Origin of the sequence: Bradyrhizobium frederickii (genome assembly GCF_004570865.1) — a bacterium.
GTDB lineage: Bacteria > Pseudomonadota > Alphaproteobacteria > Rhizobiales > Xanthobacteraceae > Bradyrhizobium > Bradyrhizobium frederickii.
Genome location: NZ_SPQS01000027.1, coordinates 40,750 through 55,618, shown reverse-complemented (window position 1 = coordinate 55,618; position 14,869 = coordinate 40,750). Strand labels below are relative to the sequence as shown.

At 65.6% G+C, this 14,869-nt stretch carries 12 protein-coding genes; 6 read left to right on the top strand and 6 right to left on the bottom strand.

Going from position 1 to position 14,869, the window contains the following annotated elements; genetic code table 11:
- Positions 1-288: 288 nt before the first annotated feature.
- Together E4K64_RS33295 and E4K64_RS33290 are read right to left on the bottom strand one after the other, a co-directional pair.
- Positions 289-2,955 (bottom strand): glycosyltransferase, encoded by a 2,667-nt coding sequence (locus E4K64_RS33295; protein ID WP_135167122.1) that lies wholly within the window; start codon positions 2,953-2,955, stop codon positions 289-291.
- 213 nt (positions 2,956-3,168) lie between these two features.
- On the bottom strand, positions 3,169-3,753 hold the full coding sequence (locus E4K64_RS33290; RefSeq protein WP_135167121.1) for a beta-1-3, beta-1-6-glucan biosynthesis protein: 585 nt from the start codon (positions 3,751-3,753) through the stop codon (positions 3,169-3,171).
- Positions 3,754-4,104: 351 nt separating this feature from the next.
- Between E4K64_RS33290 and E4K64_RS33285 the strand changes: the two genes are divergently transcribed.
- Positions 4,105-5,664 carry a glycoside hydrolase family 17 protein gene (locus tag E4K64_RS33285; protein WP_167772390.1) on the top strand — a complete coding sequence of 520 codons (1,560 nt, stop codon included), beginning with the start codon at positions 4,105-4,107 and terminating at the stop codon, positions 5,662-5,664.
- Here E4K64_RS33285 and E4K64_RS33280 read toward each other — a convergent pair.
- The 3 genes from E4K64_RS33280 to E4K64_RS33270 all read right to left on the bottom strand — a co-directional run bounded on the left by E4K64_RS33280 (position 5,624) and on the right by E4K64_RS33270 (position 8,087).
- On the bottom strand, positions 5,624-6,004 hold the full coding sequence (locus E4K64_RS33280) for a hypothetical protein (RefSeq protein WP_126257582.1): 381 nt from the start codon (positions 6,002-6,004) through the stop codon (positions 5,624-5,626). The genes E4K64_RS33285 and E4K64_RS33280 overlap by 41 nt on opposite strands.
- A gap of 122 nt (positions 6,005-6,126) precedes the next feature.
- The gene (locus E4K64_RS33275) at positions 6,127-6,567 is read right to left on the bottom strand and encodes an MgtC/SapB family protein (protein WP_126257583.1); all 441 of its coding nucleotides are present in this window, start codon (positions 6,565-6,567) and stop codon (positions 6,127-6,129) included.
- A gap of 137 nt (positions 6,568-6,704) precedes the next feature.
- On the bottom strand, positions 6,705-8,087 hold the full coding sequence (locus E4K64_RS33270; RefSeq protein ID WP_135167119.1) for a hypothetical protein: 1,383 nt from the start codon (positions 8,085-8,087) through the stop codon (positions 6,705-6,707).
- A gap of 157 nt (positions 8,088-8,244) precedes the next feature.
- Between E4K64_RS33270 and glmU the strand changes: the two genes are divergently transcribed.
- Complete coding sequence (gene glmU, locus E4K64_RS33265; protein ID WP_135167118.1) at positions 8,245-9,597, top strand: bifunctional UDP-N-acetylglucosamine diphosphorylase/glucosamine-1-phosphate N-acetyltransferase GlmU; 1,353 nt, start codon at positions 8,245-8,247, stop codon at positions 9,595-9,597.
- 8 nt (positions 9,598-9,605) lie between these two features.
- Here glmU and E4K64_RS33260 read toward each other — a convergent pair whose 3' ends face one another.
- On the bottom strand, positions 9,606-9,824 hold the full coding sequence (locus E4K64_RS33260) for a hypothetical protein (RefSeq protein ID WP_128929278.1): 219 nt from the start codon (positions 9,822-9,824) through the stop codon (positions 9,606-9,608).
- A gap of 220 nt (positions 9,825-10,044) precedes the next feature.
- On the opposite strand from E4K64_RS33260, the gene glmS reads away from it, so the two are divergent.
- From glmS to panE, 4 genes are all read left to right on the top strand, one after another.
- On the top strand, positions 10,045-11,871 hold the full coding sequence (gene glmS / locus E4K64_RS33255; protein WP_135167117.1) for a glutamine--fructose-6-phosphate transaminase (isomerizing): 1,827 nt from the start codon (positions 10,045-10,047) through the stop codon (positions 11,869-11,871).
- 84 nt (positions 11,872-11,955) lie between these two features.
- On the top strand, positions 11,956-12,726 hold the full coding sequence (locus tag E4K64_RS33250) for a DUF502 domain-containing protein (protein WP_126257588.1): 771 nt from the start codon (positions 11,956-11,958) through the stop codon (positions 12,724-12,726).
- A 104-nt stretch (positions 12,727-12,830) separates the two neighbouring features.
- Positions 12,831-13,688 (top strand): NAD(P)-dependent oxidoreductase, encoded by an 858-nt coding sequence (locus tag E4K64_RS33245; protein ID WP_135167116.1) that lies wholly within the window; start codon positions 12,831-12,833, stop codon positions 13,686-13,688.
- Positions 13,689-13,890: 202 nt separating this feature from the next.
- Complete coding sequence (gene panE / locus E4K64_RS33240; RefSeq protein ID WP_135167115.1) at positions 13,891-14,826, top strand: 2-dehydropantoate 2-reductase; 936 nt, start codon at positions 13,891-13,893, stop codon at positions 14,824-14,826.
- The last annotated feature ends 43 nt before the right edge of the window (positions 14,827-14,869 follow it).

The window sequence follows — 14,869 nt, the reverse complement described above, 5'->3', positions numbered from 1 at the left end:
TTCGAGAAGCATGTCTTGCCGCTACGCCCGATTTGCGTCGCGGGGAAAAACCGGCTGTTTCCGGACCATGCTTTCGGCCCCGGCTGTGTAGGGGGATGGGGCGCCGAGGTCAATAGCGGGCGTGGTTGCCGAAAGTCTTGGCAGGGGCGGGGATTTTCTCGCTGCCTCCGCTGGTTAGGCCAGGAATTTCAACCTGATTGGCGGGCGTCATCCACGCTGAACCGCGGGAGGTTGCTGGACCACCTCGGCCTTTCGTGGTTCGAGACGCCCGGCGGCCGCACGCGCCCGTCACTGCGTCTCCCGCCGTACCTCGTTCGGCACGGCCTGCGGCGCGCCCACCGGAGGCAGGGCGACCGGGCGGAGGCCGATCAGCTCGGCGGTACGGATCGCGCTGTCGCGCCAGAACTGGAACGAGTTGATGCGGCTGAGCTCGAGGATGGCGATGGCGACGGCCGCCAGGAACGGCAGGCTCTGCAGCACCAGCACGCCGGCGAAGATGTAGATCTCGGTGATCTGGCGGAAGCTGTTGGAGGCGATCAGCACGCCGGCGCCGACCAGCAGCAGGGTGCCGATCACGGCCTCCCAGAACGCCTGGAACTCGATCGACATTCGGCTGAGGCCGCCCTTGGAGGTGCGGGCAAACGCGATGTGCTCGGTGATGAGGCCCTGCGCCACCGCGCGCGACACCGTCCATTGCACGCTCATCGCCGCGATCATGGCACCCAACATCTGGCCCGGCTTGATGGCGACGCGGGCGCGGTACATCGACAGGAAGTGCACCAGCGAGACGATGAAGGCGCCGATGATCGGCAGCGTCAGGATCTTGTCGGGGATGGCGATGTCGGCGAAGGCGACGATCGGCACCCAGACGAGGTTGAGCAGCGCCACCACCACGCCGAGGCTCTCGGCGCCCAGCCAGTTCAGCCATCCGAGGCCATATTCGCGCTTCTGGTCGGCGGTCAGCCGGCTTGCGCCGGGCAGGAAGCGGCGCCAGTGCTTCTTGACGATCTGGAGGCCGCCATAGGCCCAGCGATGGCGCTGCTTCTTGAAGGCCTCGTAAGTGTCGGGCAGCAGGCCCGCGCCATAGCGGGTGTTGGTGTAGTGCGTGGTCCAGCCGAGCTCCTGGATCGCAAGGCCGAGATCGGAATCCTCGCAGATCGTGTCGGACGACCAGCCGCCAGCCATGTCCATCGCGGCGCGGCGGATCAGGCACATCGTGCCGTGCACGATGACGGCGTTGAGCTCGTTGCGCTGGACCATGCCGATGTCGAAGAAGCCGGCATATTCGCCGTTCATGATGTAGTGCATGATCGACAGATCGCCGTCGCGGTGCTCCTGCGGCGCCTGCACGAGGCCGACGCGCGGATCGGCGAAGGCGGGCACGAGGTCCTTCAGCCAGTCGGGCTCGACGACATAGTCGGCATCGAGGATGCCGATGATCTCCGCATCCGCCGCGGTCCGATCCATCGCGATGCGCAGCGCGCCGGCCTTGAAACCCTGCACCTTCTCGGCGTTGATGAACTTGAAGCGTTCACCGAGCGCGCGGCAATGGTCCTGGATCGGCTGCCAGAACGCGGGATCCGGCGTGTTGTTGATGATGACGACGCATTCGTAGTTCGGATAGTTCAGCCGCGACAGCGCATCCAGCGTCTGCTTGAGCATGTCTACCGGCTCGAAATAGGCGGGGATGTGGATCGAGACCTTCGGGCAGTAAGTCTCGGGCACGTTCTCGATCGGCTTGTCCTTGGCGATCAGCCGCTGCGGCGGCCGGCCGAAGGCGACCGCGGCGATCTCGTCGATGCGCGCCATCGCAATGAGAACAAGAGGAACAAGGAGGATCATGCCGAGCGTCAGCGCGAAGGCCGAGCCGAAGATGAAGTAATGGCTGTTCCAGAACGCGAACACGGTCGCGGCCCAGGCGCCGACGCCGTTGGCGGTCGCCGACAGCAGGAAGGCCTGCTTGGCGGTCGGCTTTTCGATCCGCAGGATCGGCAGCGACAACAGGACGCCGACCAGCAGCGCGATGCCCATCAGCTTCCAGTAATCGGGGTTCTCGACCGGACCGGTCCAGGCGAATTTCGGCTCGCGGCTGGCGTTGAGGATGCCCCAGTAGGGACCGACGCCGCCCTCGAAGAACTTCCAGGGCTGATCGATGGCTTCGACGATGTTGTATTCCATGCCGATGGCTTCGGCGCGGGTGACGAAGTTGCGCAGGATCAGCGCCTGCTGGAACGGACCCGGGTCGGCGTTGCGTAAGTTGTAGCCCTGGCTCGGCCAACCGAACTCGGCGATCACGATGCGCTTGCCGGGGAACAGGTTGCGCAGGAGGTTGTAGCGGTCGACGGCCTGGTCGACCGCCTGGTCGGAGCGGAAGTTTTCCCAATAGGGCAGCACGTGGGCGGCGATGAAATCGACGTTGGAGCCGAGGTCGGGATTGTCGCGCCAGATGTTCCAGATCTCGCCTGTGGTGACGGGCACGCGGACCGAGCCCTTCACCTTCTTGATCATGTCGATGAGGTCTTCGACCTTCTGCTCACCGCGGTAGATCACCTCGTTGCCGACGACGACGCCGACGACGTTGCTGTTCTTGCGGGCGAGCTCGATGGCGGCCTTGATCTCGCGCTCGTTGCGATCCTTGTCCTTGTCGATCCAGGCGCCGACAGTGACCTTGAGGCCGAACTCGGCCGCGATCGGCGGCACCAGTTCCACGCCGCCGGTGGACGAATAGAGACGGATCGCCCGCGTCATGGTCGACAGCGTCTTCAGGTCGGCGCGGATTTTCTCCACCGTCGGGATGTTGTCGATGTCGGGGTGGGCCGAGCCCTCGAACGGCGCGTAGGAGACGCTGGGCAGCAGGCCCTTGAAGTCGGGCGCGGGTTCCTTGTCGCGCAAGACTCCCCAGATGCCGGCGTGAAGCGCGGACACAAGCAACAGAACGGCGGCGACAACGCGCATCGCGGCTAAACCAAAAGGGGCTGAGGTGGCAGGGAAGCGGATCCGACCCCGAGATCCGACCAAGTCCGCGGCAAAGGAAGCATAACTCTGCCGCGCGGTTTCACAACTGTCATGGCCTCATGTCCTTATGAGGGCATGCCTTTCAGGATGCACGGCAGTGCCAACCGTCTCTATGGTCGATCGTTCCTGAACGCCAGCTGAAACGACTCTCGGCTATTTCTGGGGCGCCGGTGTCGGGCTTGCCGCGGGCGAGGGGCTGGCGGCCGGCTGCGGCGCCGGGGCGTTGGCTGCGGCCGGCTGCGCCGCCGCGGCGGCCGCCTGCTGCGGCTGGGCGGCCGGGTTGATCCAGCAGGCATGCACACGGCTGTCCAGGGTCTCGGCGACCTTGGGGTCGATCTGTCCGCCGAACCGGGTCAGGCAGCGGAACGCGGCCTGGATGTGACCGCCGGGACAGCCGAAACGATCGTAGAGGTCGAGATGGCGGAAGGCGGTATCGAGGTCGTCCCGCCACATCAGCCGCACTACGCGCCGGCCGAGCCAGACGCATTCGGGATTGCCGGCCGGGCCGTTGATGACCTGGGCGGCTTCGGCGAACTCGTCGGTGCGGCGCTGGTTCTGGGCGGCATCCTTGGCGGCGTCGGCGGGCTGGGCGGCGGCCTTGCCTTGATCCGGGGCTGGCGTGCCGCTCTGGGCGGAGGCGCCACCGAGACCGGCGAGAGCGAGAAGGCAGGAGACGGCCAAGGTGGCGGCGAACTGCCGCAGGACCGCATTTCGTGACTCGAACACCCGTTGCCGCATGAATTCCCCAATGTATCCGCTGGCCGTCCGCGTCAGGATCCCGCGGACGCGTCGGTGATGGCGTCCAAATGGGTCTCCATTGCGGCGGAAAAGTCGTTCGGAGTCCATGACCTGTATTTGGAATTTTGTCCAGCAAAGTCACGATGCTAGGGCCCGGTCGAACGGCCGCAGCCCAATTCCTCGGGGCGGGAGCGGATCCGCCGAGCGATCGGCACCCAGGCCCCCCTTGGCACCCCCCTTGGCAGACGGCGTGCAAGCAGGTAATCGACGGACCCTTCGCGGAGGACGGAACCGATTTCTCTTCGTACGCCACTGGCGCTTCTGCTTGTTTCACTGGGTGCGATTGCTGCCGTGTGGTGGTGGTTGGCGACGCCGATCACGCTCGCGCGCGCCCCGATCGACCCTGCCGACAAGGTCCAATGCGTCTCCTACGCGCCGTTCCGCGGCGAGCAGACGCCGCTGGAGGCGTGGACCCATATCGAGGCCGAGCAGATCGAGCAGGATCTGCGCCAGCTCAAAGAGATCACCGACTGCGTCCGCACCTATTCGATGGAGAACGGGCTCGACCAGGTCCCGGCGATCGCCGCCAGGGTCGGCGGGCTGAAAGTGCTGCAGGGCATCTGGCTCTCCAGCAACCGCACCAAGAACTACGAGCAGGCCGGGCTCGCCATCCGCCTCGCCAAGCAATTCCCCGACATCATCACCACGCTCATCGTCGGCAACGAGGTGCTGCTCCGCGGCGAGATGACGACGGCGGATCTCGTCTCCATCATCCGTCTGGTGAAGACGCAGGTCAGCGTGCCCGTCACCTATGCCGACGTCTGGGAGTACTGGCTGAAGAACCGCGAGGTCTCCGACGCGGTCGACTTCGTCACGATCCACATCCTGCCCTATTGGGAGGATTTCCCGGTCAAGGCGAAGTTCGCCTCCGCTCATGTCGAGACGATCCGCGAGCGCATGGTGGTGGCGTTCCCCGGCAAGGAGATCCTGATCGGCGAGACCGGCTGGCCGAGCGAGGGGCGCATGCGCGACGCCGCGCTGCCGTCACGGACCAATCAGGCCCGCGTGGTCTCGGAAATCCTCGGCCTTGCCAAAGCGCACAAGTTTCGCGTCAATCTGATCGAGTCCTACGACCAGCCTTGGAAGCGCAAGCTGGAAGGCACCGTCGGCGGCTATTGGGGCCTGTACGATTCGGTGCGGCGGAGCCTGAAATATCCGCCGGGCGAGCCGATCAGCAATTTCCCGTACTGGAAATGGTACATGGGCGCGGGCATGGTCCTTGCCGTGCTGGTGTTCGCGGTCGCCATCATCACGCTGCGCCGGCGGCCGTGGACGCCGCGCTTCTCGGCCTGGCTCGGCGTCGGGATCTCGGCGACGACGGCGGGGAGCCTGCTCGGGATCGGCGCCGACAAGATGTATTACGAGAGCTACGGCATCGGCGGCTGGCTGCTCTGGGGCGCGTTGCTGCTTGCCGGCATCCTGTCGCCGATCTTCTGTTCGCAGGCCATGGTGATCGGCCGCAGCCTTCCGACCTTCCTCGACCTGCTCGGTCCGCGCGAGGGGCGCAAATGGTCGAAGCTCACCGCCGTTCTCGGCCTGACGCTGGCGGTGACCGCAGTGATCGCGGCCGCCACCGCGCTCGGCTTCGTGTTCGACCCGCGCTACAAGGATTTTCCCTACGCCGCGCTGACGATGGCGGTGGTGCCGTTCGCGCTGCTGATGCTGAACCGGCCGCAGATCGGCCAGCGTCCGATCGCGGAATCGGTGTTCGCGGGCGTGCTGGCGCTGTCGGCCGTCTTCGTGCTCTTCAACGAAGGCCGCGACAATTGGCAGTCGCTGTGGACCTGTACGATCTATCTGTTGTTCGCGCTCACGCTGTGGCGGGCGCGGGCCGAGCAAATCCAAGAATGAACAGGCCGATCGCAAGGCCCGACAGCACGACATTGTAGAGCACGATGCCGAGGCCGGCCGCGACGATGCCGACCGTGAGCAGCACGATCGACGGCCGCATCAGGTTCAGCGTCGCAACCACCAGTGCGACGATGCCGAACACCGAATTCTTGAACAGCACGGTCGAGACCGAGCGCGCCTTGCAGAGCAGCGTCTGAAGCCCGGCGTCGCAGGCGAGAGCGACCTGCGACAGCTCGATCGCGAGGTAGCGCAGATAAAGCGCATAGCCGACGGACGCGAAGCCGACGACGATCAGGAACTGCACCTGGTAGGGCGTGAGGCGGAAGGGCTTTTTTGTCATGGCGGCAATATGGTCTCGATGGCGCGGGCAGGCAACAGGGCTGGCGATGTTTCTGTTGATCCGGCTGGCTCAAGACGTGCGCGAGCAGCCGTCAAAGCCGCCCGGGGGGCGGGCGGCCAAACCTATTTCAGTCCCAGCCGGCGCTCGACCCAGCCGAGAACGAACAGCACGAGCAACGTCACCGCGATCGCAGCGCCGACGAGCAGCCAGGCGCCCAGCGCGCATGCGATTCCGAGACCCGCCGCGATCCAGACGGTCGCCGCGGTCGTGAGGCCGTGAACGGTTTTCGCCTTGCTGTCGTGCAGGATGACGCCGGCGCCAATGAAGCCGACGCCGGTCAGCACGCCCGTAACGACGCCCTGGATGACGCGGGAGATCGCATCCGGGTGGTCGCGCAAATTCTGGAACTCGATCACGGCGATCGACACCAGCGCGGAGCCGAGCGACACGAGCGCGAGCGTCCGCATCCCCACGGGCTTGTCGTTCATGTCGCGGTCGATGCCGATCAAGAGGCCTGTTCCGGCCGCGACGAGAAGCCTCAGCACATCATCAAGTTCATTCATCGAAGCCCGGGAGTTTCGGAAGGGCGAGGTGCCGCTGGGGCGCGCCGTGAATGAACGCAAACGGGCTGCAAAAGGACCCCTCAGGTCCTCGCGTCCGATCGCCGCATGCAAGAGGCTTTCGTCGGAGACGGGGCGTCCTATCGCCTGAAGAACGACGACAATGTCGATGTCGCCGATGCGGTCTCCGGCTTCGCCGGCGCCGGCGCCGGCTGTGCCGCAGGAGCGGGCGCGGGCTCCTCGCGCTTGGTGCGTTTCGAAGTGTAGCTGCGGCGGCGCTGCGGCTTCTCGGGCTTGGCGCTGGGCGCAGGCGCGGTTTCGGCTTGCGGGGCCGCGTCCTGATTCTTCTCCGCGTTCTTCTCCTGAACCCTGTCTTGCGACTTCTCTTGTGCCTTGTCCTGAGGTTTCTCTTGCGTCTTTTCCGAGCCACGCATCGACAGGCGCTGGCCGTCGAACACGGTAGTCTCGCAGTGACGATTGCTCTCGGCAAGGCTCGCGCAGAATTTCGCGGCGGCGGCGGCATTGACGAGCGGGCCGGCACCGAGGCGGAGCTGCATGCCGAGCCCTGTCGTGCCTTCCTTGATCATGATGATCGGTCGCAGCGCTGCGATATCCGGATTGGATTTGGTCACGCCGCGCCAGAGCGCGCGCAGGCCGTCGACCGAATTGGCGCCGCCGAGATCGATCGCGAAACGCGTCTGCTGAACCGCGATCGCGGGCGATTCGCTCTCGGTTGCCTCCGATGGCTTGGCGGCTGCCACGACGGCTTCGGTCGGCGCGGGCGCCGGCTCGGCCTTCTTCTCGGCGGCCTTCTCGTTCGTCTCCGGCTGCATCAATTTCGATGCGGCCGGATCGGGCGGGGCCATGATTGACTTGGACGGGACCAGCGGAATGGTCGGCAACGCTGAATTCATCGCCGGCGATTGCTGCACGAGCGAGGCGGCCGCGGCGGCCTGCGGCGGCGGCTCCTTTGCCGCTTCCTTCGGGGTGTCCTTGAGGGTGTCCTTGAGCGTGTCTTTGGCGGCCTCGGTGCGAGGCTTGTCGGTGGCGGAAGCAGGCGTCGAAGCAACCGGCGCGACGCTGGGGGCTGCGGGCGCAGCATCCTGCGCCTTGCCGGCCTGCGGCGGCGGGGTGGTCTGCCTGGCGATGGCGCCGGTGACGGAATCGAGCCCTTGCTCCAGCACGGTGACGCGCGAATACAGCCGGTCGCGATCGGTATTCAGCGTCTCGATGGCAGCCGTGAGCCGGCGGGCCTCGTTCTGGCTCTCCCTGGTGAGCATCTGGAGGCGGTCAGCCTGGCGCGCCAGATCGGCGGAAGCAACCTGGTCGCGCCGCCAGCCGAGCTGGGCCTGATTGGCCAGCACCGCGATGGTGACGGCGCCCACGGCCGCCACGCCCCACGAGCCCAGACGCCACATCAGGCGGCGATCGAACGCGCTTTCCTCGGCCAAGAGTCCGGAGAACAGTCCGCCGGTCTCCTTGGCGCCGAAGGCATCCGCCAGTGGGTCGGAATCCTTTGCCATGAACGTTAAGTGCCCAGCCCCGAATCAATCAAGGAACATTAACAGGAAATGCGTGCCGCACTTGAATTCCGGGCGTTTGCGGGGGTAGCAAGGCGGCAGCTCTTGAGGGCGGCTCGCCTGCCGCGCCATTTGATTCGGCCGAACCGACAGGATTTCGATGACCGCCCGTTCCAGCCTCACGATCGTGCTCGCCGCCGGCGAAGGCACGCGCATGCGCTCGAGCCTGCCGAAAGTGCTGCATCCGGTCGCTCACCAGACGCTGCTGGCCCACGTGCTCGGCGCGGCGCCGAAGGGAACCGGCAGCTCGCTCGCGGTGGTGATCGGTCCCGACCACCAGGCGGTCGCGGACGAGGCGAAGCGCATCCGGCCCGACGCGCTCACCTTCGTGCAGGCCGAGCGGCTCGGCACCGCGCATGCGGTGCTGGCGGCGCGCGAGGCCATCGCGCAAGGCGCCGATGATCTGCTGATTGCCTTCGGCGATACGCCGCTGATCTCGGCCGAGACCTTTGCGCGGCTGCGCGCGCCGCTCGCCAGGGGCGCTGCGATCGCCGCGCTCGGCTTCCGCGCCGCCGATCCCGCCGGCTACGGCCGCTTCATCGTCGAGGGCGAACGCCTGGTCGCGATCCGCGAGCAGGCCGATGCGAGCGCCGACGAGCGCAAGATCGATCTGTGCAATGCCGGCGTGATGGCGATCGACGGGCGCCGGGCGCTTCAAATCCTTGGGCAGATCGGCAATGCCAATTCCAAGGGCGAATATTATCTGACCGACGCGGTCGAGATCGTCCGCAAACAGGGATGGGAGTCCGTCGTGATCGAGACCAGCGAGGACGAGGTGCGCGGCATCAACACCAAGGCACAGCTCGCCGAGGCCGAAGCCGTGATGCAGGCGCGCTTGCGCAAGGCGGCAATGGAGGCCGGCGTCACCCTGATCGCGCCGGAGACGGTTTATCTCGCCGCCGACACCGTGTTCGGCAAGGACGTGACCATCGAGCCGTTCGTGGTGATCGGCCCCGGCGTCTCGATCGCCGACGGCACCGTGATCCATTCCTTTTCGCACATCGTGCAGACGACGCTCGGCAAGAACGTCTCGATCGGCCCCTTTGCGCGGCTTCGGCCCGGCACCTCGCTTGGCGACGGCGCGCGGATCGGCAATTTCGTGGAGGCCAAGGCGGCGACGCTGGAGGCCGGCGTCAAGGTCAACCATCTCTCCTATATCGGCGATACCACTGTCGGCGCCAATTCCAACATCGGCGCCGGCACCGTCACCTGCAACTACGACGGCTTCAAGAAGCACAAGACGGTGATCGGGCAGGGCGCCTTCGTCGGCACCAATTCTTCGCTGGTCGCGCCGGTCAGAATCGGCAACGGCGCCTATATCGGATCGGGCTCGGTGATCACGCGCGACGTGCCCGATGACGCCATGGCGCTGGAGCGCAACCCGCAGACCATCCGGGAAGGCGGCGCGGCGCGTTTTCGCGAGGTGAAGCGCGGCAAGAAGCCGGAGAAATGAGCTTTCCGCTATTCGTCGTCGGCGAATTCGGAGAAGATCGCGCGGGTCAGGCGCCAGCCGCGCGGCTTGGCGCGCTTGACCGGCTCGCCTTCGGGATGCTTCATGAAGACGGGCTTGCTTTCCTTGCCGCGCTGGGGCGGCGGCCAATGCGCGAGATGCGTGCCCGTGGTCTCGCTGGCACGCAAGTACATCGATGACAGACCTTTGCGGTCGGACGAGCCTTTCATGGCCTCACTCTCCTGAGCCGGAATCGTTGGCCAAACATGTTGACAACAAGTTAATGCGCGCGGTCTAAGGCCGGCCAATTCGACGCAGGCGAAGCTCAGGTTGCGGTCGGTGCTGTCTCAATCCGCAATAATTATTGAGTAATGGTTGCTTCTGAATTTCGCTAAAAACCGGACGTGTCGTTTAGGCGATTTTTCGACGATTTGGGGGATAGTGATCCGCATGTGCGGGATTGTCGGCATTCTCGGGCGCGAGCCGGTTGCAGAGCAGCTGGTGGATTCGCTCAAACGTCTTGAATATCGCGGTTACGACTCAGCGGGGGTCGCGACGCTCGAAGGCAAGCACCTCGAGCGCCGCCGCGCCGAGGGCAAGCTGAAGAACCTGGAGAAGCGGCTCGAAGCCGAGCCGCTGAAGGGCACCACCGGCATCGGCCACACCCGCTGGGCCACCCACGGCAAGCCGACCGTCAACAACGCCCATCCGCACGCGACCGAGCGCGTCGCCGTGGTCCACAACGGCATCATCGAGAACTTCCGCGAGCTGCGCGAGGAACTCGAGAAGAAGGGCACGGTGTTCAACACCGAGACCGACACCGAGATCGTGCTGCATCTGGTCGACGATCTCTTGACGCGCGGCAACAAGCCGGTGGAAGCGGTGAAGCTGGCGCTGGGGCGCCTGCGTGGCGCCTTCGCCCTCGGCTTCATCTTCGCCGGCGACAACGATCTCTTGATCGGCGCCCGCAATGGTCCGCCGCTTGCGATCGGTTACGGCGACGGCGAGATGTATCTCGGCTCCGACGCGATCGCGCTCGGCCCGTTCACCGATACGATCAGCTATCTCGAAGACGGCGACTGGGTCGTGCTGACCCGCACGAGCGCTTCGATTTTCGACAAGGACGGCAACGCCGTCCAGCGCGACAAGATCAAGCACGCCGCCTCGACCTCGCTGGTCGACAAGGCCAATTACCGCCACTTCATGGCCAAGGAAATCCACGAGCAGCCGGAAGTGGTCGGCCACACGCTGGCGCGCTACGTAGACATGGCGAGCGAGCGCGTCTCGCTGCCGGTCAAGCTGCCGTTCGACTTCAGGAACGTCCAGCGCATCAACATCACGGCGTGCGGCACCGCGAGCTATGCCGGCTTCGTCGCAAAATACTGGTTCGAGCGTTTTGCGAGGCTGCCGGTCGAGGTCGATGTCGCCTCCGAATTCCGCTACCGCGAGGCGCCGCTGCGCAAGGGCGATCTCGCCATCTTCATCTCGCAGTCGGGCGAGACCGCGGACACGCTGGCGGCGCTGCGCTATGCCAAGGCCGAGGGCGTGCACACGGTCGCCGTCGTCAACGTGCCGACCTCGACGATCGCGCGTGAGAGCGAGACCGTGCTGCAAACGCTGGCCGGCCCCGAGATCGGCGTCGCCTCGACCAAGGCCTTCACCTGTCAGCTCATGGTGCTGGCCAATCTTGCGATCGCGGCCGGCAAGGCGCGCGGCGAATTGTCCGACGAGGACGAGACCAAGCTGGTTCACGGCCTGGTCGAGATTCCGCGCCTGATGGCAGACGCGCTCACCACCGAGCCTCAGATCGAGAAGCTCGCGCACCGGATCGCCAAGTCGCGCGACGTGCTCTATCTCGGCCGCGGCACCAGCTTTCCGCTCGCGCTCGAAGGCGCGCTGAAGTTGAAGGAGATCTCCTACATCCACGCCGAGGGCTATGCCGCCGGCGAGCTCAAGCATGGACCGATCGCGCTGATCGACGAGACCATGCCTGTCGTCGTCATCGCGCCTTACGATCGGGTGTTCGAGAAGACCGTCTCCAACATGCAGGAGGTCGCCGCCCGCGGCGGCAACATCATCCTGATGACGGACGCCAAGGGCGCGGAAGAGGCGACCGTCGAGTCCCTCGTCACCATCGTGATGCCCGATATGGCGGCGGCGTTCACGCCAATGGTCTATGCCGTCCCGGTGCAGCTGCTCGCCTATCACACGGCTGTCGTGATGGGCACCGACGTCGACCAGCCGCGCAACCTCGCGAAATCGGTGACCGTGGAATAGGCAGGCGGGATATCGGCCGGTCGTGGTCTTCCAAAATCTGCTAGAAGACCCTAGCTTGTGTGCTGCGACCGATCTGGAACCCGAATGACCCCCCGCGACGACGCGCCTGCGCCACTTGATCCCGTCCCGGAACCGCATACCGGCCTGATGGGCCGCTTCCGCAATTATTTTCTGACCGGCCTCGTGGTCACAGGGCCGATCGCGATCACGCTGTACCTGGTCTGGTGGTTCGTCACCTGGGTCGATGGCGTGGTGCGGCCGTTCGTGCCGCTCGCCTACCGGCCGGAAACCTATCTGCCGTATGTCGTTCCCGGCTGGGGACTGGTTGTCGCATTCTTCACGCTGACGCTGGTCGGCTTCCTCGCGGCCAATCTGATCGGCCGCACCCTGGTCGATGTCGGCGAAACGCTCCTCGGCCGGATCCCGGCCGTGCGCGCCATCTACCGCGGCTTGAAACAGGTGTTCGAGACGCTGTTCTCGGGCAAGGGCTCGAGCTTCCGGAAAGTGGGCCTGGTCGAGTTTCCTTCGCCGGGCATGTGGTCGATCGTGCTGATCTCGCAATCGCCGAACGAAGAGGTCGCGCGCAGCTTGCCGGGGCAGGAGGAGCACGTCTCGGTGTTCCTGCCGTGCTCGCCGAACCCGACCACCGGGTTTTTCTTCTACGTGCCCAAGAGCAAGATCGTCGAAGTCGATATGAGCACGGAGGATGCGGCGACGCTGATCATGTCGGCCGGCGTGGTGCAGCCGGGCTCGGCGCCCGATCCGAAAAAGGCGGCGGCACTCGCGGGCATGGCGAACGCCGCGCGCATCGCCAACGCATCGGCGATGCAGCCCGAGCCTGCGAAGGTGGAGTAGAGCCATTCCGTTGCGGGATGGCGTCGGTCACGCGCGCGTTGGCATCCTCTGCTAGTCTCCCGTCGAGCCGAGCGCCTCGCTCGGCGTTCGATCTGGAGTGCATGATGTCCAAGACCATTGCGATCCTCGCGCCCGGCGCCATGGGCAGCGCCGTCGCCCGCCGCCTCAGCGAGCATGGCGCGCGCGTGCTGACGTCCCTGACCGGGCGGAGCGAGGCGACGCGCAAACGCGCGGCAGATTCCGGCATGATCGGTGCCGATGACGATGCGCTCGCTGGCTCCGACATCATTCTTTCGATCGTGCCGCCCGGGGAAGCCGTCGCGCTGGCCAAACGGCTGGCGGCGCTGATCGTCGGGCGCGAGCACAAGCCAATCGTGGTGGATTGCAACGCCGTCAACGTCGACACCGTGCGTGGGATCGAGGAGATCATCGGCTCGGCGCAGGCGCCGTTCGTCGATGCCGGCATCATCGGCTTTCCGCCGCAGCCAGGCGGCAAGAGCCCTGCGTTCTACCTGTCCGGCGAGCACGCCAAGGACGTCGCGGTGCTAAAGGATTTCGGGCTCGACGTGCGGATCGTCGACGGCCCGGTCGGCGCCGCCTCGGCGCTGAAGATGTCCTATGCCGGCATCGTCAAGGGCCTCGCCGGCATCGGTTCGGCCATGGTGATCGCGGCAACCAAGGCGGGCGCCGCCGATGCGCTGCGCGACGAGCTGGCACTGAGCCAGCCCGCGATCCTGGCGCGGCTCGAGGTCGCGCTGCCGGACATGATTCCGAAAGCCTATCGCTGGGTCGCGGAGATGCGGGAGATCTCCGGGTTTCTCGGCCCCGATCATCCGGCCAGCCAGATCTACGAGGGCTTTGCGCGCTGGTTCGAGCATCTGGCGGATGACGCGACGGGCGAGGCGGTGGATGCCAAATTGCTGAAGGCGTTTGCCGCGGGGAACGCGCGGAAGAAGACCTGACGTACCCACGTTCGCTCCCGCAAGGCTTGCAGTTGCGATGTGCGGGTCTCTATCCACACGTCATTGCGAGCGTAGCGAAGCAATCCAGAGTCCCTCCGCGGAAAGATTCTGGATTGCTTCGCTGCGCTCGCAATGAGGGGGAGGAGACGCTGCGGGGCCTCTCTGCTATTGTGTTTGCGGTTCTTCTGAGACGGGAGTTCGAATGAGAGTGCTGGTGATCGGCGCTGGCGCACTCGGCGGCTATTATGGAGCGTGCCTGGTTCGAGCAGGCCGCGACGTGACCTTCCTGGTGCGCGGGACGCGGGCGGAGCAGTTGCGCCGGGACGGACTAAAGGTCGTGAGCCCACACGGCGACTTCGCCGTCCAGCCGAAGCTTATCATCGCCAGCGATCTCGAGGAGCCATTCGACCTCGTGCTCGTCGGCGTGAAAGCCTACTCGCTCGACGACGCGATGAGCCAGTTTGCGCCCGCCGTCGGCCCCCACACGATGATTTTGCCGATCCTGAACGGGTTGAAACACATCAACGCTCTTACCGCCAGGTTCGGCGCGAGCTGCGTCCTCGGCGGTCTCGCCAATGTCAGTGCCGGGTTGGATGCGGATGGCCGGGTCGTTCAGTTCATGGCCAATCAGACGATCGTCTTCGGCGAGATCGAGGGGGCACTGAGCGAACGTGCGCTCGCATTGGAGACGCTGCTCCAGGTCCCCGGCATCGACGTGCGCGCCAGCGAAGCCATCATGCAGGACATGTGGGAGAAGTTCGTTCAGCTCTCGACGCTCGCCGGCATCACCTGCCTGATGCGGGCGAGCATCGGCGACATCCTGGCCGTGCCCGACGGTGAGCAGTCGATTTTCCGCCTTTTCGCGGAATGCTGCGCCGTTGCCACAGCATCGGGATATGAGCCGCGCGCGCCGTTCATCGAGTTCGACCACAAGCTGTTCACGACCCTCGACTCGCCGCTGAAGGCTTCGATGCTGCGTGACATCGAGCGCGGCTCGGTCACCGAGTCCGAGCACATCCTGGGCGACATGGCCAATCGCGCCCGTGCGCTCGGCATCGACACGCCCGTGCTGGATCTGGCGCGGGCGCATGTGGCGGCTTACGAAGTCGGGCGGCGAAGAGCCATGCCTGGCCAATAGTCCGCCAACCCGACCGAAACACGCACCTATCACCCCAAGGGTT